Source organism: Antarctobacter heliothermus, from assembly GCF_900188425.1.
Classification (GTDB): Bacteria; Pseudomonadota; Alphaproteobacteria; order Rhodobacterales; family Rhodobacteraceae; genus Antarctobacter; species Antarctobacter heliothermus.
This window is the reverse complement of sequence record NZ_FZON01000001.1, coordinates 104311-124884: the sequence shown is the minus strand read 5'-3', so window position 1 is coordinate 124884 and position 20574 is coordinate 104311. Positions and strand designations below refer to the sequence as shown.

The following is a 20574-nucleotide window of genomic DNA, read 5'->3' as shown; positions in this document are numbered from 1 at the left end:
ATGGTGTAGTGGGTGGGGGCGCGAATGTCACGAAACGATTACGTTAGCCCTCCCGGAGAGGCAGGCCGCATGTTTTGGTTCGCGCCTTATTGCGGGGCGTCGCAGACGCTGACCAGTTGTTCGTATTGCGCGGTGATCCAGCCAAGCGCCTGTTCGGGGTTCTGTTCCTCGATCCGGTCGGTGAACTGGGCAAACACTGCCGCAGAGCGCGAGTCGTCGATCATCGCGATGTCCTGCGCGGTGATCACGGTCTCGTAGACAAAGAACGCGATGGCTACGAGCAGGATGCCGCGCGCCACGCCAAAGAAGAAGCCAAGCGCCTGATCCAGCCCGCCAAGGGCCGAGCGTTTGATAAGCGAGGAAAACAGCGGCGTGAACAGCGAGACCACCACCAGAGCCACGGTAAAGATCGCGGCAAAGCTGGCGATGACGGCCAGTTCGCAGCTGTCGGCAAGGAATTCGCCGATCACCGGGATTTCCTTGACCAGCGGTTGCACCTGATCGGCAAAGAGAAAGGCCACCACGGCGGCCACGACCCAGCCGAGAATCGCCATGGTTTCCCGCACCAGACCGCGTGAATAGGCCAGCAGCGCCGATAGCAGAATAATGACGCCCACCACGCCATCAACGATTGTAAACCCGTCCATCTGCCTCACTCGCCTCTTGTCGCCTGGCCGCACGCGGCCTGTGTTCTGCCTGTCATAGCGGTTCTGCCGGGTCTAACCGGCGCCAAAGACCTCGCCGACGAAGGTGGTCAGGTCGGGCATCCGGGACAGCGCCATGCCGTCCGATGCCGTGGCCTTGCCCCCTTGCGGCAGAATCGCCTTGGAGAAACCAAGTTTCTGCGCCTCTTTCAATCGGTTTTCCGACTGGCCGACCGGACGCAGGCTCCCTGATAGGCTGATTTCGCCGAAAACGACAGTATCGGGGGGCAGGGCGGCGTCCTCACGGGCGGAAAGTAGCGCAGCGGCCACAGCCAGATCGGCGGCCGGTTCGCTGACCCGCATCCCGCCCGCGACGTTGAGATACACGTCAAGCCCGGCAAACGGGATGCCGCAGCGCGATTCGAGCACCGCGAGGATCATCGCCAGACGGCTGCCATCCCAGCCCACAACTGACCGGCGCGGTTGGGAATGCGGGCTGGGAGAAACCAGCGCCTGCAATTCGACCAGCAGGGGGCGGGTGCCCTCGACCCCGGCAAAGACCACCGATCCCGGTGCGGGCTGGCCGCGTTCGGACAAAAACAGCGCCGAGGGGTTGGCGACCTCTGACAACCCGCCGCCGGTCATCTCGAACACGCCGATCTCATCGGTGGGGCCAAAGCGGTTCTTGACCGACCGCAGGATGCGGAACTGGTGGCCGCGCTCGCCCTCGAAATACAGCACAGTGTCGACCATGTGCTCGACCACGCGGGGACCGGCCAGCTGGCCTTCCTTGGTGACGTGCCCCACCATCATGATGGAACTGCCGGTGCGTTTGGCAAAGGTTGTCAGCTCATGCGCGGCGGCGCGGACCTGACTGACAGAGCCGGGGGTGCTGTCGACATTGTCGGCCCACATGGTCTGGATCGAATCGATGATCGCCAGATCGGGGCGGGTTTCATCCAGCGTGGTCAGGATGTCGCGCAGGTTGGTTTCTGTCGCCAGTTTCACCGGCGCCTCTGCCAGGTTCAGGCGTTGGGCGCGCAGGCGGATCTGGGCGCTGGCCTCTTCGCCCGAGATATAGACGACCTTGAGCCCGGCATTGGCAAAGGCGGCGGCGGCCTGCAACAGCAGGGTGGATTTGCCGATGCCCGGATCACCCGCCATCAGCACGGCGCTGGACGGCACCAGTCCGCCGCCCAGAACGCGGTCAAATTCATCCATGCCGCAGGCGGTGCGCGGCGGCGGCGCCTCTTTGGCGGAGAGATCGGTCAAGGCCACGGCACGCCCGCGCGATTTGCCCAAGGTCTTGCCCGACGGTCCCTGGCTGAGCGGCTTTTCCTCGGTGATGGTGTTCCATTCGCCGCAGGTTTCGCAACGCCCCGACCATTTGGTGGTGGCGGCGGCGCAGGACTGACAGACGAAACGGGCGGTGGCTTTGGCCATATGGTCTCCGGGAGTGTCGGGAGTGTCGGGAGTGTCGGGGGTGTCCGGGCGTGTTGGGGCAGGGCGGCTTATGCCTCATCCGGGGCGGGAGGCCAATGACCCGCGTCGGCCTTTGGCCGCTCCCTACGAGGTCTTTTTACAAAGAAGGCGCCGGGGGGCGGTGCTTTTCGATCAGGCCCAGCGTGATCGAGGTGAGGATGCAGGCGGTGAACAGGTACAGCCCCCAGGCGGGTTCGACGCGGCCCACGCCCATGCCTTTGGACAGGGTGATATACAGCGCGATCAAAAAGATGTCGGCCATGGCGAGTTTGCCGATGATCTCAAGCACCGGCAGGCTGCGCCGGTCGAGCAGGTCGAACTGGACCAGCGCCAGTCCCAGCGTTTTGATCAGCGGGGCAAACAGCGCAAACAGCGTGACGAGAAGGGCCAGAAAGACGTCGGATTCCCACAGCGATTGCAGGCCGGAGATCAGGCTGATCTCGCTGAGGCCGAACAGCGGTAGCAGGCCCGCCCGCAGCAGCGGCGCGAACCATGACAGCGGGTAGGCGATGAACAGCGCAAGGTTGAGCCAGCGCAGGTGGTGCCGCCAGTCCTTGGCGCGACCGGTCAAGAGACCCACCACCACAGGCCCAACAGGCCCAGCAGCATTAGCCCGTGAACCACGTCGATCCAACGCGCGCGCGCGCCGGGGGAGAGGGCGCTGAGCAGGAACACCGCAGAGGGCACCAGCAGCGCGGTGATGCCGCCCTGTCCCGCCATGGTGCGCGCGGCAGAGGCGTAGAGCGGCCCGTCGTTCAGGCCGACAGCGGGGGCGAATACGGTGAAGACGCCGCCGAGGGCGAGGGCAAAGGCCGCCAGCGCAGGCCAGCGCGACAGGCCCCGGCCCAGGATCAGGCGGATCGCGGCCAGAACCGTCAGGATTTCGAGGTAGAGGAATTTCTTGGCGAACAGAAAGAACAGGATCACCGGATCGGGTTGAAACGGCAGGCTCACCGGACGGCCTCGATCGGGCCCTCGGCGCTGCCGGAGATGAACTGGGCCACATAGGGGTCGCCGCTGCTGTCCAGTTGCGACACCGGGCCGGTCCACTGGATCACGCCGTCGTGCAGCATGGCGACCCGGTCTGAAATGGCGCGCACGCTGGTCATGTCATGGGTGATGGTCATGGCGGTGGCGCCCATCTCGGTCACGATTTCGCGGATCAGTTCATTGATCACGCCCGCCATGATCGGGTCGAGGCCGGTGGTGGGTTCGTCAAAGAAGATGATTTCGGGATCGGCGGCGATGGCGCGGGCCAGGCCGACGCGCTTTTGCATCCCGCCCGATAGTTCGGCGGGCAGGCGGTCGGCCACATCTGCTTTCAGACCGACGCGGCGCAGTTTTTCGATGGCGCGGTCGCGGGCCTCTGGTTTGGGCAGGCGGTCGCGGCCCTGCAGCAGGCGGAAGGCGACGTTTTGCCAGACCGGCAGGCTGTCAAACAGGGCTGCGCCCTGAAACAACATGCCGAAGCGCGCCAGAAAGGCGTCGCGGTCGGTTTTGGTCACATCCGTGCCCTCCAGCGTGATGGTGCCGGCGTCGGGCGCGACAAGGCCGAGGATGCATTTCAACAGCACGGATTTGCCGGTGCCGGAGCCGCCGATGATCACCATGGAGGTGCCGCGTTCGATGGTCAGGTCGACACCGCGCAGGACGTGGTTGTTGCCGAAGGCCTTGGTGACGCCTTGCAGGTCGATCATCGCGCCATCCTGTCGTTGCGCCCGGTGGCGGGGGCGGATTTGGGTATTTTGACAGAGAAGAAACCGGAAGGGTCTTTGGTCATAGCGAGAAAAACGCCCCCGTAAGCAGGAAGTTGGCGGCGAGGATCAGGATGGCGGCGGCCTCGACCGAGCCTTTGGTCGCGCGGCCCACGCCCTGCGCGCCGCGCCCGGAGGTCATGCCGAAGTAGCAGCCCATCAGCGCCGCCAGCCCGCCAAAGGCGCAGCCCTTGACCAGCGAGGAGATGATGTCCAGCGGTTCGAGGAAATCGACGGTGTTCTTGAGGTAGGCCGCGGCGTTGAAGCCCAGCGTGCCGGTGGCCACGGCGTAGCCGCCGAAGATGCCGATGACGTCCCCCACCGCCACCAAGAGCGGCACCACGATCAGCGCCGCCAGCACGCGGGGGGCCACGAGGTATTTCATCGGGTCGGTGGAGAGTGTGACCAGCGCGTCGATCTGTTCCGTCACCTTCATGGTGGCGATTTCGGCGGCGATAGAGGAGGTTACGCGGGCGGCGATCATCAGGCCCACAAGCACGGGACCCAGTTCCCGCACGATGCCGATGGCGACGATCTGGGGGACCACCGCCTCGGCGCTGAAGCGCGCGCCGCCGGAGTAGATTTGCAGCGCCAGCGCACCGCCGGTGAAGATGGCGGTCAGCCCGACAACCGGCAACGACAGCCAGCCGACGTTCATCAGGGCCGCGCCAAATTCGCGGCCGTAGAAGGGCGGGCGCAGCATGTGGCTGAGCGCGCTGAGGGCGAACAGGGCGACGCGCCCGACCATGGCCAGCAGTGCCAGCGTGGCGCGTCCCAGCGCGCCAAGGGGGGCCAGCAGGGTCATGCGCCGGTGTAGCTGCGATTGTAGCGCGCGCCGAGAGAGGTCAGGATCTCATAGCCGATGCTGCCGGCCCAGTCGGCCAGCGTGTCGATGCTTTGATGGGTGCCCAGCAGTTCCAGCGATTCCGGGTCGCCGGTGACATCGGTCACGTCGACGCCGATCAGGTCCATCGAGATCCGGCCCAGCACGGCGCAGCGGGTTTCACCGGCCCAGAGGTGGGCCTGATGGCTCATGCCGCGCAAGATGCCGTCGGCGTAGCCCGCCGCGACGGTGGCGACGCGGGTTGGGCGCTCTGCCGTCCAGGTGTTGCCGTAGCCCACGGTTTCGCCGGGCAGGACATCGCGGGTCTGGATCACCGGCAGGTCGACAAAGGCCACCGGACGCGCGTCCAGATAGGGCAACCCGCCGTAGACGCCGATGCCCGGGCGGGTGACGTCAAAGTGATAGTTCGGTCCCAGCAGCACGCCGCCCGTGGCGGACAGCGAGCGTGGCGCGTCGATGCCGTCCGTCATCTCAAGGAATTGGTTCAACTGCTGGACGTTCATCGGATGGGCCGGGTCATCCGAGCAGGCAAGATGGCTCATGATCAGGCTGGGTTTCTGCGCCAGCGCGATGTCGCGCAGAGCGCGCCATTCGGCGGGTTCCATCCCCAGACGGTTCATGCCGCTGTCCAGCTGGATGCCGAAGGCGTGGCCCGGCAGCCCCTCGACGTGGCGCAGCATCTGGTCGATGGAGTTGATAATCGGTGTCAACTGCGCGTCGCGGATCAGCGCGGCGTCGCCCGCCATATGGCCGGAAAAGACGCAGATCTCGGGGCGCGGGCCAAGGATGCGGCGCAGCTCTGCACCCTCTTCGGCGATGGCGACGAAAAAGCGGCGCGCGCCCTCTGCCGCCAGCGCGGGGGCGACCTGGTCGACGCCAAGGCCATAGGCGTCCGCCTTGACCACGGCGCCGGTCTCTGCCTGCGACATCTCTGAAAGGCCGCGCCAATTGGCGCGCAGCGCCGTGAGATCGATGGAAAGCTGTGCCTGTGCCATGGGATCAGGTGTTTCTCAGGTTCCCAGTCAGGGTCAAGCGCGAAATCGCCGCGCGGGTGGCCTTGCCGGCGGTGCCTTGCCGCTTATGCTGCATCTGAGGCGACCGGCTCGGAGGAAAGGTCATGCGCAATGCGGTGCGGTTGGAGGCGGATCTGTTCTGGCTGGCGCTGCGCTATCTGACGGTGCTGCCGGTGCCGCGCGCCTTGCCCGAGTCGGACGATCTGATGGTGCGCGCGGTCAAGTATCATCCGGGTATCGGCGCGCTGGTGGGGCTGCTGGGCGCGCTGGTGTTGTGGGCGACGGCACCGGTCCTGCCGGGCATGGTGGCGGTGCTGCTGGCGCTCGCGGCCACGCTGTTGATGACAGGGGCGTTTCACGAGGCCGGGCTGGTCGGCGCGGTCGAGGCGATGGCCGCCGGGCGCGACCGCGCCGAGATCATCGCGCTGATGGATCAACGGCGCTTTGGGGTCTACGGCGCATTGGCGCTGGGGCTGGTGCTGGCGCTGAAGGTGACGTTGATCGCGGCGCTGCCGCTGGCGGTGGCGGCGGCGGGTCTGGTGGCCGCACATGCCACCGGGCGCATGGCCTCTGTGCATGTGACCGGGACCACAATACATGCCCGCAGCGAGGGCATGCAGAAATTTGTCCCCAAGGTCACGCCGGACGGCTACCGCGTGGCGCTGACCCTGACGATGGTGGCGCTGATCCCGCTGACCCTCGTGGCGGGGATCGGCTCGGTCCTTTGCGGCTTTGCCGGGGCGGTGTTGTTGGGGCAGGCGTTCCGCATCTGGAGCATCAACCGCATTGGCGGCTATACCGGCGATTGCCTTGGCGGGGCGCAACAACTGGCAGAGCTGGGCTTTTACCTGGGGCTGGCGCTGTGGCTGTAGGCGGGCGCGGCGAAGCGCCTGACGCCGTCACATGTCCCGTTGGCCGTCCTGCTGCCACGGTTTGACGAGATTGCCAAAGCGGGTGAATTGCGCCTCGAACGACAGTTCCACGGTGCCGATGGGGCCGTGACGCTGTTTGCCGATGATGACCTCGGCCTTGGCGTGCAGGCGGCTCATCCGGTCCTGCCATGCGGCCATTTCGTCCAGCCGGTCGTCCGAGGGTTTTTCGCGTTCGGCGTAATATTCTTCGCGGAACACGAACATGACCACGTCCGCGTCCTGTTCGATGGAACCCGATTCCCGCAGGTCCGACAGCTGCGGGCGCTTGTCCTCGCGGTTTTCGACCTGACGCGACAACTGGGACAGGGCAACCACCGGGATGTTGAGTTCCTTGGCGATGGCCTTGAGCCCCATAGAAATTTCGCCGATTTCCTGCACCCGGTTTTCGGCGGTGCCGCGCAGCAGTTGCAGGTAGTCGACAATGACCAGATCCAGCCCGTGGGTCCGTTTCAGACGCCGCGCGCGCGCCGCGACCTGACTGATCGGCAGGGCGGGCGTGTCGTCGATATAGAGCGGGCAGGCCTCCAGATCCTTGGCGGCCTGCACAAAGCGGCGGAACTCTGTCTCGTCCATGTCGCCTTGGCGGATCTTGTGCGAGCTGATCTCGGACGCTTCGGCAAGGATACGGCCTGCCAGCTGTTCGGCGCTCATTTCAAGGCTGAAAAAGCCGACCACGCCGCCATCCGTGGCACCAAAGGAGCCGTCGGGTTTCTGGCCCTTCTTGTAGGCCTTGGCGATGTTGAAGGCGATGTTGGTCGCCAGCGAGGTTTTGCCCATCGACGGACGCCCGGCAAGGATCAACAGGTCAGAGGGGTGCAGACCGCCCAGTTTCTTGTCCATGTCGTCAAGGCCGGTGGAAATACCGGCCAGCCCGCCCTCGCGCTGGTAGGCGGCGTTGGCGACATTGACCGCCTCTGTGACCGCCTTGAGAAAGCTCTGGAACCCGCTTTCGGTCTGGCCCTGTTCGGCCAGTTTATACAGCGCCTGTTCCGCCTCGACGATCTGTTCGCGCGGCTCTGACGCCACATCGACCTTGGCCGCCTTGTCAGATATGCTCTTGCCCAGCCGGATCAGGTCACGGCGCACGGCCAGATCATAGATCATCTGCGCATAGTCGCGCACAGCAAAGGTCGAGATGGCAGAGGCCGCCAGACGCGCCAGATAGGCCGGGCCGCCCAGTTCCTTGAGGCCCTCATCATCCTCCATGAACGCCTTGAGCGTGACCGGAGAGGCGAGGTTGTTCTTGGCGATGCGGGCGGCGGCGATTTCAAAGATGCGGGCGTGGACGGGGTCGTAGAAATGATGCGCGCCGATGATGGCGGCGATGCGGTCATAGGTGTCGTTCTCGACAAGAATCGCGCCCAGAAGCTGTTGCTCTGCCTCGATCGAATTGGGCATCGTGTCCGCTGCCTGAATTTCGACTCCGGTCGGGTTGATCGTTGCGATCTCGTTCATTTCCATCCCCTGCTGCGTAGACAGACGCCCTATCAGGGGGCGTCGGCGACGGGCAGACTGTATATCTCTGTTGATAACCTGTGGTCGCTTTTGCCCACTGGATATTGGCATTTTGACGGGTCAGCCGTCAACATCTGGTGTGGGCGAGTCGACCCTGTGATCTTCCTGTCACGTTCAACACACAAGATGTCGGCGCTGCCGTCAGGTCAGCTGTCGCTGCGGGCCGTGCGCCAGCCGTGCGGATCCTTGAGGAACGACTCGACCTCGGACAGGACGCCAGCGTGTTTCTCCGGGGCCTCTGCCAGCACTTCCCACCAGGTACACAGGTGGTGCAGGTCGACGCCATGATCGCCCAGCGTTTTGATCGTCTCGGGGAAGATGCCGTAGTAAAAGATAACTGCCGTGTGGGCGCAGGTGGCGCCGGTGTCGCGGATCGCGTCGACAAAGCTGATCTTTGATCCGCCATCGGTGGTCAGATCCTCGACCAGCAGCACGCGCTCACCCTCGGACATGGCGCCCTCGATGCGGGCGTTCTTGCCGTAGCCTTTGGGTTTCTTGCGCACATAGGTCATGGGCAGGGCCATGCGTTCGGCCACCAGCGCGGCAAAGGGGATGCCTGCGGTCTCGCCCCCGGCGATGTTGTCAAACGCCTCAAAGCCTGCGTTGCGCATCACGGTGACGGTGAGGAAATCCATCAGGGTCGACCGGATGCGCGGGTAGGAGATCAGCTTGCGGCAGTCGATGTAGACCGGCGACAGCTGGCCGGAGGCCAGTTTGTACGGCTCATCGGTCATGAAGTTCACCGCCTCGATTTCCCACAACATGCGCGCGGTCAGGCGGGCCATTTCTTCGGCAGAGGGATAGGATGAGGGGATCATGAGAGGCGCTCCGGATTTTGTCTGGAGACCGCCTAGCCTTTTCCGTGGCGCAATTGAAGGGCGGAAACGCGTGGCACAGGTCCCGCCCCGCCGGTCGGTCAGCAGCGGGCGTAGATCGCCGCCCAGAAATTGCGGTTGGGCAAAGGATCGGCGGTCCGCGTCTGACGCAGGTAGCGCCCGCCCAGCCGGTACGCCTCGGTTTCGCCAATCGCCGGGCAGGCCCATTCGTCCCAGAGCCCGGTGTTGCGCTGGACGTGGTGGACCAGTTCGTGCAGCAGGATTTCACGGAACAGGGGGTTGTCGGAGGGGCTGTCGAATGGCTCGGCATGGTCGACATGGGTCGGGGCCAGCAGGTAGATCGTGTCCTTCGTTCCGTCCTCGCACGATTTGTGCTAAAAAAACTACATGGAACCGTTGATCTTAGTTTTCTCAGCCATAGGCACAATTTCTCTAATCAATGCAGGTTTCTTCCTTCTTTCTGGAAAAAAGTGGAAGAGTCCATTTGAGTTAATTGATCCATCCCCTTTGTTTACTTTTGTCATTAAGCTGGTGTTCTTCGGATCGGAGATTCGCCCTATTTTTAAAATTTGGTACTTTTTCTGCGTCTCACTGTTTTTAATTGTATTTATTCTGGTTTGAAGGATTGGGATAACCCTCATCCAAGTTTCGGAATCAATTACATCGGCCAAGGCTTTGAGCAATGAGCGCGTTCATCCTGTCTTCCACGCCGTCTTCACCGCGGTGGCTCTGGCTCAATTGGGCACGGACAGGGCGGCGCAGGACGTGGCCGACAGGTTGTAGGCGAGGTACCCCGGATTCAGGACGTCATCCTTTGTCTACCAAGAAGGAATGGACATTTCGGTCAATGGCCGGCTGCTGATCGACACGGCAGCAGAGCTGGGCCATGCTGTCGGCTCGCCGCTCAGCCCACGCGCCAGTGCAACGGCATCATCGGATCGAAAACCGTGACCGGCCCGTCGCCGGTGTCGATCTTGGCCGGGTAGCTGACCGGATCACCCTTAGTCAGGGTCACGCGGGTTTCGTTCGCGGGCAGGCGATAAAACGCGGGACCGTTGAGCGAGGCAAACGCCTCAAGCCGGTCGAGCGCGTTTTCCTGTTCGAACACCTCGGCAAGGATCGACATGGTGTTGGTCGCGGTAAAGCACCCGGCGCAGCCACAGGCGTTTTCCTTGAGCGGGTCGGTATGCGGCGCGCTGTCGGTGCCAAGGAAAAAGCTGGCGTCGCCACTGGTTGCGGCGGCGCGCAGGGCAAGGCGGTGTTCCTCACGCTTGGCAACCGGCAGGCAGTAGTAATGCGGCTTGATCCCGCCCACCAGAATGGCGTTGCGGTTGATCACAAGGTGATGGGTGGTGATGGTCGCGCCCAGATCGTCGCCGCCCGCGCGGGCGTAGTCGACGCCCTGACGGGTGGTGATGTGTTCCATGATGACGCGCAGACCGGGGGTGCGTCGGCGGATCGGGTCCAGCACGCGGTCGATGAACACCGCCTCACGGTCAAAGATGTCGACGTCGCTGTCGACCACTTCGCCGTGGACGCACAGGGGGATGCCATGTTCGGCCATCGCCTCCAGCACCGGGCGCACCTTGTCAAAGTCGCGCACCCCGGAGGTGGAGTTGGTGGTGGCCCCGGCGGGATACAGTTTGACCGCCGTCACCAGCCCGCTTTGGTGGGCGGCGATGATATCCGCCGGATCGCTTTCCTCTGTCAGGTACAGGGTCATCAGCGGGGTGAAACCGCTGTCGGCGGGCAGGGCGGCGGTGATGCGGTCGCGGTAAGCCTGTGCCTGCGCGCCGGTCACAACCGGCGGCACGAGGTTGGGCATGATGATGGCGCGGCCAAAGTGGCGGGCGCTCTCGGGGGCGATCCCGGCCAGCATTGCGCCATCGCGCAGGTGCAAATGCCAGTCGTCGGGGCGGCGAAGGGTGATGCTATCCATGGATTTGCGGTTAGCATGCGGACCGGGCGCGCGCCAGTGGACTCAGCGCGCGTCAGCCGCCCGGACGCTGTCGTCCCCGGCCTCCAGTTCCGCAAGGCGGCGGCGAAAGCGCGGCGCGGGCATGCGGCCCACCACGTTCTGGCACAGGATGCGGGCCAGCCCGTCGCGTCCATCTGCATCCAGCCGCGCCAGCAGGCGACGCAGGTAAGGCGGGTGGTTGCGCCGGGCGCGCAGCATTGTGGCAAACAAATCGCTGTCCAACCGGCCCTGGGCGGCGGCTGTCAACATCCCCGGCAACAGGTCGAGCGCGCGGAAATCGGATTGCAACGCGCCCCCCATAAAGGGTGCGCGCAGGCGCGTGACGTTGGGCCGTGCGAACAGCGCCGAGTGCATTGCGTCCAACCGTTCACGCGGGTCGTAGATCACATAGGCCCGTTCGGCGGCGTCGATCATTTCCGGCGCAAATCCATAGCGCGAGGTGAAATCGCGGCGGCGTTCCTCGGCAAAGCGGTCGTCCCATTCGGCCACGCGCGGGTCCAGCGTGGCCTGCGGTTGCAGCATCAGAACGCGGGCACCGGGGGCGGTGACGGAATAGGCCCCGGCAGCATAGCCACAGGGTCCAGCGCCATAAAACAGCACGTTTTCAAAGTCGTCGAAAAAGCCGTCATCCTGAAGCTGGTCGAAAAACGCATAGACCCGTTCATCGCGGAACCATGTATCGCCGTGGCTGAGCATCGACAGCGAGGACCAGCCGTTGGCGTTGACCATGTCGAACCCGATGGGGGTGCGCGTCTCTGACAGGGCTTCGATGCCGGACATGGTCTCAAACGCGACGACCAGCGTGTCACCCTCTTCGACAAAGATCGCGGCGTGGCTTTTGCCCATGGGTTCGGCAAACCCGTATTCCTCGCCGATCCGGCGCAGCGTTGCCAGCCACTCTCCGCGCGGCTGGTTGCTGAGATCGGGGGCGAATCCTTTGGCTTGCGATTCCATTGGCCGGGTATCCTCACTTTGCACCAAAATTGGCACGCATTTGGGGGAAACAATGTCCGGGCTTTTGGGCAAGAATATGGTCGCGCGGTGACAACACGGTGGGTGTGACCCCAGAGGCGTCAGTTCTGGGGGGCGTCTTTGGTGTTGCGTGCCTGCGTTGCGTGCCCGGCCAGAAACCGCGCCGCGTTGAGCGATACGGGCCGAGCGGGTGGTGTCATAAGCAAGCGGGCAAACAAGGCCCGATAGGGTTCCTGTGCCAAAAGCGTGTCAAAGCGGGCCTTGCGCCAAGCGACGGCGGCGGTGTGCAGGCGCGACAGGTCAGGATCGGCGGCCAGTTTGGCGCGTTGTTCGGCGACACCGGCAAGGGCCTGAATGCTGCGGTCTTCTTCAACGCTCCAGTTGCGTTCGACCCAGTAGTCCATGCCTAGCGCGTGGTCGGAATGTACCGCGCGGCCCCGGTCGGATTTGAGCACATAGCTTTCCATCGCGCCAAGGGCGTAATGGTTGAGTTGCGCTAACGCATAGTTGGAGCGGCCGTATTGCGAGAATATCCGGCGGGTGCGGAATTGTGCGTCCAGCTCGCGGCCCTCACCGTCGAACCAGTGGGCCGTGTCTACCTGTGCCGGAACGGGGGCGCGCGGGCGGTGGACGCCCAGTTTCGAATAGGTGCCGTCATTGCGGTAGAGCGTCTTGAACATCGCCGCACGCCACGGCCAGTGCATGATCACAGGCGCGGCCATGGTGAATTGCTGCGTCACGGGTCGGTCGGTGTAGCGGATGATGTCGGCGTTGCCGAACAGCCGCCAGGTCAGGGTGATGGCGGTTGCATTGGGCAGGGCGGCGATCAGGGCGGGCAGGGTGTGGTCGCCGGTGTGGACGTTGACGTATTCGTCGATGTCCAGCGAGATCAGCCAGTCGGCGTTGCGCACGGCGTCGGTCTGATCCGCGCGTTTCAGGCCGGTGAACTGGATGCCGCGCTCGTCGTAGGGACCATCGTTGCGGATATGGGTCAGCGGAATAACCTGCGCCAGCCGGTCCAGCAGGGTGTCGGTGCCGTCCTGGCAATCGTTCGACAGCGCAACCACATGGGTTACGCCGCAGGTCAGGTGATGCGCCAGCCAGTCAAGCAGGAACGCGCCCTCATTGCGGACACACAGGACGGCGGTGATGGTCATGGATTGCCCCCGAGGGTGAGGCGATTTTTCGTCGAAAAATCGTTTCGCGTCATTACCAACCTTTGCGGAAAGTCACGACCTTGGCCTCGGACGCCTTGGGGAAATAGGTCAGACCGGCGCGGTGCATGCAGTCGAACACCGCCTGAACGCCGCTTTGGCCAATCCACTGCGGGTGCAGTTCGATCACCGCTGCGCGCAGGCCCGACCAGTCGGCGGCGGGCAGCAGATGCGCCTCCGCCCCTTCGATATCGCAGACCAGCACATCCGGCGTTTCGGCCTGTAGCACCGGGTTGATGGCGTGTTGCATGACCTTGACCTCTTCGATCACCGTGTCGGGGTCGGCGTCGCGGTCCATCGAGGAGCCGAGAAAGTTCTGCCGGACATAAAACGGCACAGGATCGCCCAGTTCGGGGGCCAAGAGCGCGTTGCGCAGATCGACGTTGGTGACGCCATTGGCCTCATGCACGGAGCGGATGTAGGGGATCAGCGCCGGATTGGCCTCATAGCTGACCACGCGGGCGACCTTTTTCTTGACCGACAGCAGCGTCGACATGTAGCCGATGCCGCCGCCCAGTTCGAGCACGCGGTCGCCCTCGCGCACCACGCGCATGACGGCGTCGCATTCCTTGCGTTCATAGATGCCCTGTTTCAGCGCGCCGCGCATACGCCCGCGCGTGATTTGCGGATGCTTTGGGATCTTCAGCCCGCGTGAATGCAGGAAAGGGTCGCGGGGTGCCGGGGATGCGCCGTCCATCGTCACGTCTCCATGTCCAGGGCCAGCGCATAGGCCACCCGTTCAGTTTCTGTCAGGTCCAGCGCCAACGCCTGCCGGTAGAGGTCTGCAAACTCTGGCATCCCGTGCAGTTCCGCCGCCTTGGCTCGGTGCCATTCCAGCGCCCGGTGGTGGGCGGCGCGCAGAGCATCGTCGCGCAGCAGCCGATCGTATTCGGCGCGCACACGGGGGATGTTGCGCTTGATGGTGATGTCGCGGTGGACCGACCAATCCATGCGAATCCAGTAGTTCAGCCCGATATTGCGATCCACATGCAGGGCGCGACCCCTCTGGCGTTTGATCAGGAAACTTTCGGCAGAGCGCAAGGCGTAGTGGTTCAGCTGGATCAGGTCGTAGCCGATGGTGCGTTTGGAACTGCGCCAACCGTTGCGGATCGCCGCATCGGTCATGTCGCGGCCAGATCCGTTGACCCATTTCACCTTGTCCTCGAACCCCTCGGCCAGCTTGTTGGGCCGGTGGCAAGAGATCTTTTCATATGCCCCGATGTTGCGGAACAGGGTTTTGAAGCCCCAGACCGTGTGCGGCTTGGGGCAGTATTTCGGCGCGCAGGTGTCGAATTGTTCGATCACCAGACGGTCCTGAAAGCGGCGCACACCGTTGTGGCCAAACAGCCGCCAGGTCATGGCGACATTGGTGGCGTCGGGCACCCGGTCGAACATATCCGCCAGCGTGCCATTGCCGCAGCGGATGTTCACGAACTCGTCCACGTCGATATGGGCGATCCAAGCGGCGTTCTGGATCACCGGCTCTTCCAGCGCGGCGTCCAGCGCGTGTTGCTGGGGGGATTTGCCGGACCAACCGTTGTTGTCGCGGTGTTGAAGCACGCCAAGCTCTTGCAGGCGGTCAAGGATCTCTGCCGTACCATCGGAACAGCCGTTGGTGTAGATCAGGAAATTGTCGAACCCCACGGCGCGGTGATAGGCGATCCACTCCAGGATGTAGGGGCCTTCGTTTTTCATGCAGCCAACAATGACGTTGCCGGTCGATCCCTGCGGCAGCACGCGGCGCGGCGCGGGGGCAAAGGCGGCGGCCAGTTCCTCCTCATTCACGCGACCCAGCTTGTTGTGCGGTGCGTAGGGAGAGCCCTGAAGGCGGACAAAGTTCTGCTTGGCCTGCGCGGGCAGGGCGTCCTCGGCGCTGTCGGTCAGGGCGGGCGCGTCTGGCACATCCATCGGCTCGCCCTTCAGATGCGCCAGTTCTATGGCGCGTGCCTCTCGCTCGTCCTTGTCGCCCTGCGCGATGCGCCAGCGGAACGCCATGAGGTACTGCGTGGCGCGAAAGCCGCGTGACGGATCGGCCTCGACCCAGTCGCCGCAGATCGGATCGGCCTCCATGTCGTCAAGCCGCATCGCGTCGTGTTCGGCGCAAAGCGCGGCGATGTCGTCCTCAAACCTCATGGACAGCGCCGAGAGCGATCCGGCAAGGATCGCGCCGCCGGGCACCTTGATCTCTCCCAGCAGCTTGCGCCACAGCGGGCGCGGCAGCAGGATGTCCTGCCGGTCCAGCAGGCGCAGCACCGCGTCGTTGAACTGGCGCGCGCGGGTCAGCCACGGGGCAGAGGGTAGGCGCGGCAACTCTTCGGCCTCGGCCTTGCCAATCTGTGCGTCGATGCCGAAGGCGGCGCAGATCTCGTCCGTCGCGTCCTCGGACCACAGCGTATCTCGGTTGAGAGAGCGGAACTGGACCGATCCGGCGCCAAACACGGCCTCCCATTCGGATTGCAGGCGTTTGTAATCCAGCCAGAAGTTCGCGCCTTGCACTTCTGGGAACATGCCGTCCAGCGGTGAGGTGTCGGGGCGTGTGTCTATAGCCGCCTCCCAGAAGTCATCCACCTCTGCTAGGTTCAGTTCAAGGCCCAGCCCCCGGGCACGCCCGTCCAGCACCTGAGCGCCATAGCGCGCGACCAGCGCGCGGGCGGGTTCGTCCAGCCACGCGACGATGCGGATGTCGTCCGACAGCGGGGCCAGCAGCACCCGCAGGCGTTCCAGTTCAGAGCGGTCGCAAAGCGAGGTGCCCAACTGATGCACCGAGAGGATCAGCACCTCGGGCGTGTCGCGCGCGATCTCTTGCGCCAGTTGGTGGGCCAGTTCGTCGCGCAGCGACTGCTGTTTCTCCGGCAGCATCATGCCGCGATTGAACCGCAGCACATCGGCGCGGTCCGGGTCGCTGACCGCCATGAACAGGCGGGTGTGGTTTCTGGCCCCCGGAGAGCGGGCATACAGCACGTTCTCATCCTTTAGCCGTCCGCGTTTGGCATCCAGAACCCGTTGTATCCGGTCGCTTGACGGACCGTCCGGCCCGATATGTACATAGATCCGCATCACGCTGCCCCTTTGGCCGTTTCGGCCTTGTCGTTCCTGCCTGACGGCCCCGTTTCGGGGTTCTCGTTCAGTCTGCCCCACCAGGGCATGTCCATCTTCACATGTGCCGCAAGCCGGTCGCGCGCATCCTCCGCGCCCACCGGCAGTTCCAGATAGCGCGGATCGTCCCCGAAGAGGTCGCGCAGCATGGCGTAGTGCCCCTCGATCCAGCGGATGCGCTGGGGGTCTGTCGCGCCGTAGCCCTCTGGCAGTCCGGGAATGTGCCCGGCGGGCAGGCGGTCCTCACCCAGGTTGTTCCAGCGCCGCATGGAATCCGATGTCTCTGCCGCCGGACGCCATGTGGCGACAAACAGCATGTCGGGACGCGCAAGGCGCATGGCCTTGATCATCGCATAGTCACACTGCGGCCAAAGCGTTGCAGACGGGTTGAGCGCGCTGATTTCGGTCAGTGCGTCATACAGCCCGTCGAGGTGCCGGAACGGATCGCCGGTCTCAAAATAGCCGTTGTACAGTTGGCGCGCGATATAGGTGCCGCCCTTGCCGGGGGTGGGGTCATGGATGCGCCGGACCTTGTGATCCGCCGCCCGCCATCCCGCTTGCGTCAAGGCGTGATGCAGGGTGGTGGTGCCCGTCTTGGGCAGGCCGAGGTTGACCAGTTTCACGTTCAGCGCGCTCATAGCCCCAGCGCCTCGATCAATTCCGCCTCACCGGGGGGCAAGGAGGGCAGGGAGGCCAGATGGGCATACATGACGGCATAGGCGGGCTGCAGCATCAGGGCGTCGCGCTTTTCGCGGTGCAGGCGCACGCAATCGCCGTGCAGGCGGTTGATGTCCGGGTCAGCCTTTAGCGTCTCCAGCGCGTCGGTGAGCTGCGGCAGATAGCGATGGATCGAGCGATCCTCATAACCGGCATCGTTGCGTTCGCGCCAATAGGTGTCGTCAAAGGCGCGGCCCTCGCGGTTGACATCGCCCCGGTCGTTCTTGACCAGGTAGCTGTCGAGGGAGCGCAGCGCATAGTGGTTCAGCGTGGCATGCGCGCGCGCGCATGCCGCCGGAAACTTGCGGATGCGGCGCGGGTTGGCGGCGGTCAGGAACTTGCCCGGTACCTTGCGGCCGGACCCATCGGTCCAATGCGGGTGTTTGTCCTCTGCCAGTGACTTGCGGAAAAACGGCCGGTGTGCGCCGAAGTATTGCAGCGGGAAATCCCCCCGGACGAGGCTTTTGACCTCGATCGCCGTTTCCGCGCACCACAGATCCGGATTGTGCGAGCGGGTAAACTGGGCGATCACCGGACGGTCGACATAGTCGGTCACACCGTCATTGGCAAAGAACTGGAATGTGACCGAAATGACCTGCGGGTTGCCGCAGGCCGCGATCAGCGCCGGGATGGTGTGGTCGCCTGCGTGGATGTTCAGGAATTCATCCACATCGGCAATCCAGACCCAATCGGCCTGTTGCACAACGGGCTGTCTGGCGGCGGCCTTCAACGCCTCCATCTGATAGTTGCGGCCCTCGGCAGGGTTGGGCAGATGCACCACCCGCCCGGTTTCGGGGCGCGGATCGGCGGCCAGCGCGTCCAGCAAGGTATCGGTTCCGTCGGTGCAGTCGTTGGAATAGAACAGGAAATCGGTCACGCCGAGCAGGCGATGAAAGGCCATCCATTCCAACAGGAACGGGCCCTCGTTCTTGACGCAGGTTACAGCGGTGATGCGCCGCGTGGCGCCCGCCTCAGTGTCTACCATGTCTGCTCGTCTGCCTGATGGCCGGGTTAGGTCCCGACTTTTATACCCCGAATCATGACATTGTGTGGACACCCCGTCAATCCGTACCGGCGTCAAGAGGCGGCAAGCGTGACTTCTGTCGTATTGACGGGTGCGCCTGCGCTTGGGAAAGGAGGGGCAGGAGGACTGCCATGACCATTCCCGCATCCATTGATGAGGTACAAGAAACCCTTGGCCAGACCGGCTATGTCTGCGGTCGCGCGCTGGCCACGGTGGTTTTTCTTGCGCTGCGCCTTGGCCGCCCGCTGTTCCTGGAAGGCGAGGCCGGTGTCGGCAAGACCGAGATCGCCAAGGCGCTGGCTGCCGCGCTGGGCCGCCGGCTGATCCGGCTGCAATGCTACGAGGGGCTGGATGCGTCCTCGGCGGTCTATGAATGGAACTTTCCGGCACAGATGATCGCCATCCGCACCGCCGAGGCCCAGGGCAGCGCCGACCGCGACATGCTGAACCGCGAACTCTTTGGCCCCGATTTCCTGATCGAACGGCCGCTGTTGCAGGCCATGCGCCCAGATGAGAACGGCGCCCCGATCCTGCTGATCGACGAACTGGACCGGACCGATGAGCCGTTCGAGGCTTTCCTGCTGGAAGCATTGAGCGATTTTCAGGTCACCATCCCCGAGATCGGCACCATCAAGGCACCAGAGCCGCCCATCGTGATCCTGACATCCAACCGCACGCGCGAAGTGCATGACGCGCTGAAACGTCGGTGCCTCTATCACTGGGTCGACTACCCCGGCTTTGACCGCGAGGTTGAGATTCTCAATGCGCGCGAACCGCAAGTGGCCGAAACCCTGAGCCGGCAGATCGTGGCCTTTGTGCAGGAACTGCGGACCGAGGATCTGTTCAAGAAACCGGGTGTGGCGGAAACCATCGACTGGGCCAAATGCCTGTTGGCGCTCGACGTGGTCGACCTGTCGCCAGAGGTGATCAGCGACACGTTGGGGGCTATTCTGAAATACCAGGACGACATCCAGAAAATCCAGGGGTCAGAGGCCAAGCGCATCCTTGATGACGCCAAGGCCACGATTGAGGCGGCCTGAGCGATGATCACTTGCGGCACGTTGTTTGAACCCGGGGAGGGGGCGCTGCCCCCGCCGCACAAGGCGCGACTCCCCCGGAGGTATTTGAACAAAGAAGAAGCGGTGGGACGGAGCAATGCCGCCCAGGAGCTTCTTCTTTGCAAAAATACTCCGGGGGTGTGGGGGCAGCGCCCCCACTGGATCTGTCATGGTTGAATACGCGCCCATCACGATTCCCGAAAACCCGCGCCTCGCGCAGAACATCATCCATTTTGCCCGCGCCCTGCGTCGCGCCGGGTTGCCGGTCGGACCGGGCCGAGTCATCGATGCCATTCGCGCGGTAGAGGTGGCAGGCTTTACCGAGCGGATGGATTTCTACTGGACGCTGCACGCCTGTTTCGTAAACCGGCCAGAGCATCGGGTCGTTTTTGCACAGATCTTTCGCCTGTACTGGCGTGATCCGCGATTCCTTGAGCACATGATGTCGATGATGCTGCCCGCCATCCGTGGTGTGCAGGAGGAGCGCTCTGCCGTGGCCGCCGAAAAGCGCGCGGCGCAGGCCCTTTTGGGCGATCAGATGCCCGAGGTGCCTGAGTCCGAGCAGGAAGAAGACGGCACCCAGATCGAGATTGACGCCTCATTTACCATGTCGGCGGAGGAAAAACTGCGCAGTCTGGATTTCGAGCAGATGTCGACCGAAGAGATCGCGCAGGCCAAGCGGATGTTGGCGCGGCTGACCCTGCCGGTCAAACCCATCGCGTCGCGCCGCCGCATGGCCTCGCATATGGGGCGCCATTTCGATGCAAGGCGCACGATTCGCGATGCACTGCGCAAGGGCGGAGAGATCCAGTCGCTGGCCAAGGCCAAGCCGCGCCTGCGCTGGCCCAATCTGGTGGTGATTTGCGACATTTCCGGCTCCATGAGCCAATACAGCCGGATGGTGCTGCATTTTCTGCATGCTGTGGCGAATGAAAAGGGGCAGGGCTGGGCCAAGGTGCATGCCTTTACCTTTGGCACCCGGCTGACCAATATCTCGCGCCATCTGGCGACGCGCGACGTGGACGCGGCGCTGAAATCCGCCGGGGCCGAGGCACGGGATTGGGAGGGCGGCACGCGGATCGGGTCCTGTCTGCATGCCTTCAACCGCGACTGGTCGCGCCGGGTCATGGGGCAGGGGGCGGTGGTGTTGTTGATCACCGACGGGTTGGACCGGGACGATGCCGGGGCGCTGGAAAAAGAGATGGAGCGGCTGCATCTGTCGGCGCGCCGTCTGATCTGGTTGAACCCGCTGCTGCGCTGGGACGGGTTTGCGCCCAAGGCCACGGGCATCCGCGCCATGCTGCCCCATGTGGACAGTTTCCGGGCCGGGCATTCCATTGCTTCGCTGGAGGATCTGGCGGTGGCGATTTCGCGCCCCGATGACATCGGCGAAAAGGCGCGGCTGATGCGCATGCTATAGGCGGGTCGCGGCCGGGGGGCGCGATATTGTGCAACCTATGTGCCGTCCGGCGCGTTATCCTGACCAAGCCCCTTT

At 64.0% G+C, this 20574-nt stretch carries 21 protein-coding genes; 3 read left to right on the top strand and 18 right to left on the bottom strand.

From position 1 onward, the window contains the following. Positions 1-86 precede the first annotated feature (86 nt). The 7 genes from CHB90_RS00590 to alr all read right to left on the bottom strand — a co-directional run bounded on the left by CHB90_RS00590 (position 87) and on the right by alr (position 5719). Positions 87-647: a CvpA family protein gene (locus tag CHB90_RS00590; protein WP_089275875.1), complete on the bottom strand. Its 561-nt coding sequence runs from the start codon at positions 645-647 to the stop codon at positions 87-89. Between the two features lie 72 nt (positions 648-719). After that, positions 720-2087, bottom strand: a complete 1368-nt coding sequence (gene radA / locus CHB90_RS00585; protein ID WP_089275874.1) for a DNA repair protein RadA — start codon at positions 2085-2087, stop codon at positions 720-722. Between the two features lie 136 nt (positions 2088-2223). Further along, positions 2224-2697, bottom strand: a complete 474-nt coding sequence (locus CHB90_RS26910; RefSeq protein ID WP_245823100.1) for a paraquat-inducible protein A — start codon at positions 2695-2697, stop codon at positions 2224-2226. Beyond that, positions 2694-3080, bottom strand: a complete 387-nt coding sequence (locus CHB90_RS26905) for a hypothetical protein (RefSeq protein WP_245823099.1) — start codon at positions 3078-3080, stop codon at positions 2694-2696. Before CHB90_RS26905 ends, CHB90_RS26910 begins: the two co-directional genes overlap by 4 nt. After that, complete coding sequence (locus tag CHB90_RS00575; RefSeq protein WP_089275872.1) at positions 3077-3823, bottom strand: ABC transporter ATP-binding protein; 747 nt, start codon at positions 3821-3823, stop codon at positions 3077-3079. Before CHB90_RS00575 ends, CHB90_RS26905 begins: the two co-directional genes overlap by 4 nt. Before the next feature lie 79 nt (positions 3824-3902). Next, positions 3903-4685, bottom strand: coding sequence for an MlaE family ABC transporter permease (locus CHB90_RS00570; protein WP_089275871.1), 783 nt, complete (start codon positions 4683-4685; stop codon positions 3903-3905). After that, positions 4682-5719 (bottom strand): alanine racemase, encoded by a 1038-nt coding sequence (alr, locus tag CHB90_RS00565; protein ID WP_089275870.1) that lies wholly within the window; start codon positions 5717-5719, stop codon positions 4682-4684. Before alr ends, CHB90_RS00570 begins: the two co-directional genes overlap by 4 nt. 122 nt (positions 5720-5841) lie before the next feature. On the opposite strand from alr, the gene CHB90_RS00560 reads away from it, so the two are divergent. After that, complete coding sequence (locus CHB90_RS00560; protein WP_089275869.1) at positions 5842-6609, top strand: adenosylcobinamide-GDP ribazoletransferase; 768 nt, start codon at positions 5842-5844, stop codon at positions 6607-6609. A gap of 27 nt (positions 6610-6636) precedes the next feature. On the opposite strand, the gene CHB90_RS00555 is transcribed toward CHB90_RS00560, so the two are convergent. The 11 genes from CHB90_RS00555 to CHB90_RS00510 all read right to left on the bottom strand — a co-directional run bounded on the left by CHB90_RS00555 (position 6637) and on the right by CHB90_RS00510 (position 17982). Beyond that, positions 6637-8124, bottom strand: coding sequence for a replicative DNA helicase (locus CHB90_RS00555; RefSeq protein ID WP_089275868.1), 1488 nt, complete (start codon positions 8122-8124; stop codon positions 6637-6639). Between the two features lie 206 nt (positions 8125-8330). Beyond that, positions 8331-9002: an orotate phosphoribosyltransferase gene (locus tag CHB90_RS00550; RefSeq protein WP_089275867.1), complete on the bottom strand. Its 672-nt coding sequence runs from the start codon at positions 9000-9002 to the stop codon at positions 8331-8333. Positions 9003-9100: 98 nt separating this feature from the next. Continuing rightward, on the bottom strand, positions 9101-9295 hold the full coding sequence (locus CHB90_RS27510; RefSeq protein WP_425426577.1) for a hypothetical protein: 195 nt from the start codon (positions 9293-9295) through the stop codon (positions 9101-9103). Positions 9296-9403: 108 nt separating this feature from the next. Further along, positions 9404-9703, bottom strand: coding sequence for a hypothetical protein (locus CHB90_RS26075; RefSeq protein WP_141135779.1), 300 nt, complete (start codon positions 9701-9703; stop codon positions 9404-9406). A 221-nt stretch (positions 9704-9924) separates the two neighbouring features. Then, positions 9925-10959 carry a dihydroorotase gene (gene pyrC, locus CHB90_RS00540; RefSeq protein WP_089275865.1) on the bottom strand — a complete coding sequence of 345 codons (1035 nt, stop codon included), beginning with the start codon at positions 10957-10959 and terminating at the stop codon, positions 9925-9927. 42 nt (positions 10960-11001) lie between these two features. After that, positions 11002-11952: a phosphoadenosine phosphosulfate reductase gene (locus CHB90_RS00535; protein WP_089275864.1), complete on the bottom strand. Its 951-nt coding sequence runs from the start codon at positions 11950-11952 to the stop codon at positions 11002-11004. A 119-nt stretch (positions 11953-12071) separates the two neighbouring features. Continuing rightward, entirely contained in the window at positions 12072-13127 is a 1056-nt protein-coding gene (locus tag CHB90_RS00530) for a glycosyltransferase family 2 protein (protein WP_089275863.1), read from the bottom strand. Between the two features lie 52 nt (positions 13128-13179). Continuing rightward, a complete protein-coding gene (locus tag CHB90_RS00525) occupies positions 13180-13881 on the bottom strand; it encodes an FkbM family methyltransferase (RefSeq protein WP_089275862.1) in 702 nt (233 codons plus the stop codon). A 2-nt stretch (positions 13882-13883) separates the two neighbouring features. Next, positions 13884-16241 (bottom strand): glycosyltransferase family 2 protein, encoded by a 2358-nt coding sequence (locus tag CHB90_RS00520; RefSeq protein ID WP_089275861.1) that lies wholly within the window; start codon positions 16239-16241, stop codon positions 13884-13886. Then, on the bottom strand, positions 16241-16918 hold the full coding sequence (locus CHB90_RS00515; protein WP_245823098.1) for a sulfotransferase family protein: 678 nt from the start codon (positions 16916-16918) through the stop codon (positions 16241-16243). Before CHB90_RS00515 ends, CHB90_RS00520 begins: the two co-directional genes overlap by 1 nt. Further along, positions 16915-17982, bottom strand: coding sequence for a glycosyltransferase family 2 protein (locus CHB90_RS00510; RefSeq protein ID WP_245823097.1), 1068 nt, complete (start codon positions 17980-17982; stop codon positions 16915-16917). Before CHB90_RS00510 ends, CHB90_RS00515 begins: the two co-directional genes overlap by 4 nt. Before the next feature lie 170 nt (positions 17983-18152). Between CHB90_RS00510 and CHB90_RS00505 the strand changes: the two genes are divergently transcribed. Both CHB90_RS00505 and CHB90_RS00500 read left to right on the top strand, forming a co-directional pair. After that, positions 18153-19061 (top strand): AAA family ATPase, encoded by a 909-nt coding sequence (locus CHB90_RS00505; RefSeq protein WP_089275859.1) that lies wholly within the window; start codon positions 18153-18155, stop codon positions 19059-19061. A gap of 187 nt (positions 19062-19248) precedes the next feature. Next, the gene (locus CHB90_RS00500) at positions 19249-20499 is read left to right on the top strand and encodes a vWA domain-containing protein (protein WP_089275858.1); all 1251 of its coding nucleotides are present in this window, start codon (positions 19249-19251) and stop codon (positions 20497-20499) included. The last annotated feature ends 75 nt before the right edge of the window (positions 20500-20574 follow it).